Source organism: Psychrobacter lutiphocae DSM 21542 (assembly GCF_000382145.1).
Taxonomy (GTDB): domain Bacteria; phylum Pseudomonadota; class Gammaproteobacteria; order Pseudomonadales; family Moraxellaceae; genus Psychrobacter; species Psychrobacter lutiphocae.
In genome coordinates this window covers 1-2,352 of the sequence record NZ_KB907655.1, presented here as the reverse complement: position 1 = coordinate 2,352, position 2,352 = coordinate 1, and the positions used below count along the sequence as shown (strand labels likewise).

Here is a 2,352-nt window from a genome sequence, read left to right as displayed (position 1 = left end):
CCAGTACCGACACCAGAGCCAACGCCTGAACCAGTACCTGTGAACCCAGATGTTGCACCTGATACTCAGATGACAGGTTTCCAGTCAACCGCATTGAGTAGTACAAAGCGTACATTGCCATTTGGTGCCGGTGAGCTGGAAAATGCAATCGGTTACGCTGCAATCCGAGGTGACAAAGATAGTTGGTCTGGCGAGCAAAGTGATGTTGCTGCAGATGGCACATTACCTAGCGATAAAGTGCTTAGCACAGGGGATAACTTTACTGCCTTTAACAAACTATCGTTACGTGCGGATATGGTGAAACCCGACTCAGTGCATAAATCACTTGATATTGATTTAGAGACACCGAAAAAAGTAAAAGTTGAAGCTGGGAAAGGTGGTTTAAATCCTGACTTTGTATATACATCAGTATACGAAAGCTTTGATGCCCAAATGCAAGTCGGTCATGTCTATGGACACATTAACTCAAGCTTCGTTGGTGACTTATCACGCGTGGCTAACGTGTATGTCCAAGGTCATCTAACCGCTCAAGAAGACATTGATTACTTAAAGCAAGTGAACGAGGGTAAAGCCTCATACGCAGGTAGCGCCACTTACATTGAGAACATACACTTAGGTGATACAGGCTCGTTTGCACCTGTTGATGGTACTTCAAACTTCGATGTCGACTTTGTGAACAACTCAGTGAAGGGCGAGCTTGCCTTTACTGGTGACTTCAAATACAACCCAACCGGTAAGATCGGCATTGAAGCGACCATCGATGGCAATACCTTTGCTGGTAACGTTAATGGTATCGATACCGCTGGTGGTTTCTACGGTGAAGACGCTCAGTTCTTAGGTGGTATTTACCAAGATGCGTCAGTTGAAGGTGGCAAAGGCGATTTACCAGGAACAGGTACTAAATTCCAAGGTACCTTCGGTGCAGAAAAGCAGTAGTTTTCTAGCTAATCTTGTCAGCTTTATAACTTAAGCTAGAAGGCTTAAACTCTAAGGCTTAACATCAGGTTAGCTAATGATTACAAGCAATTAGTTACAATAAAAAAAAGCGTCCTAGGGCGCTTTTTTTTGATCAAACCACTAAAAATGATAACTATTTAGCTGGCTATATTATAGTATGGTCAGTCATATTAAGCGCTGGATGTTCGTCATCATTTATGTTCTTTTAGTTACAAATATAGTGGTATAACTCTATTAGGATATTTTAGTAAGCCACTCACTCTAGTAGTGATAGTGGTTTGGCCTAGGTTTATTTCAGACCTAACACTATTACTTTTGATATGGGTTATGCTATTTACTCATATTAATTATGGTTAATGTAGAGTAACAAAGGAGTGGTTTGATTTTAACTTGTTACAAAATAAATATTGGACTTGATATCTTTAACATTTTATATCATATTTAGCTATGTTTACATTTATCCGTTATTTAACTTTAGTTTAGTGCGTTAAGTAACTGTAATATATTATCTTTAAATGGATTATCATCAACTCTTCATGGAGGAAGTAGAATGTCGCCTATCGATCATTCAATCTTAGCTAATGCTACAGCGAAAAAAATCAACACTCCCCTAAAAGCCAGCGTCGTACTGATCTCATCCGTCATACTAGCTTCCTGCGGATCAGATAGTGGCTATACCTCATATTATTCAGATCCCATTAGCATCCCTGAAGACAATCAAACCACTGAACAAGAAGCCGATAGTAATGATACTGTAGGTAATGAAAACAGTGATGTTAAATCTGAAAGCAATGACAATACTGCAGAAAGTGACAGCAATGGCAGTGATATTGAATCTGAGAGCAATGACAATACAGATAATGAAAACAATGATATAACAGGCTCTGATATTGAATCGAATGTCGATGAGGATGATACAACAGCTGAAACAACAGACGATGAAATCACAGATGACATCAGTGATGCCTTAGAAAAAGCCAAAGCTGAAGCTGAACAAAGCAAGCAAGAAGCAGAGCGACTTAAGGCTGAATTAGAAAAAGTCAAAGCCGAAGCCGAAGCTGCTTTAGCAGAAGCAGAGAAGGCCAAACAAGATCTTGAAGATGCACTAAGCGCAAGTGGTGGTAATACCGAAGCCTTGCAAGCGGCCGCTGAGGAAAAAGCGGCACAAGCGGAAGAGGCAATAAAAGCACTACAAGCTGCGCAACAGGCTGCACAAGATGCCTTGGCTGCGGCGCAAGCAAAAACTGAAGAAGCGCAAGGTATTATTAATGCCGCTGCAGAGGCTCAAGATGCCGCCAAAATTAAGAATGCGCCTGAGTCAGCGAAGAGCGGTGTACAAACTATCAATGTTGGTACAACAGCCGCTGGGTTGCCAAGCGACTTTACTGTGACCAC

The 2,352-nt window shown here is 41.3% G+C and carries 1 protein-coding gene and 1 pseudogene; both read left to right on the top strand.

What is annotated here, in order from left to right; all coding sequences use genetic code 11:
• The coding region (locus H140_RS0111015) for a transferrin-binding protein-like solute binding protein (RefSeq protein WP_019673712.1) at positions 1–936 on the top strand (936 nt) is incomplete at its 5' end.
• Positions 937–1,507: 571 nt separating this feature from the next.
• Positions 1,508–2,352, top strand: a pseudogene (locus H140_RS15240) (hypothetical protein); the annotation flags it as partial.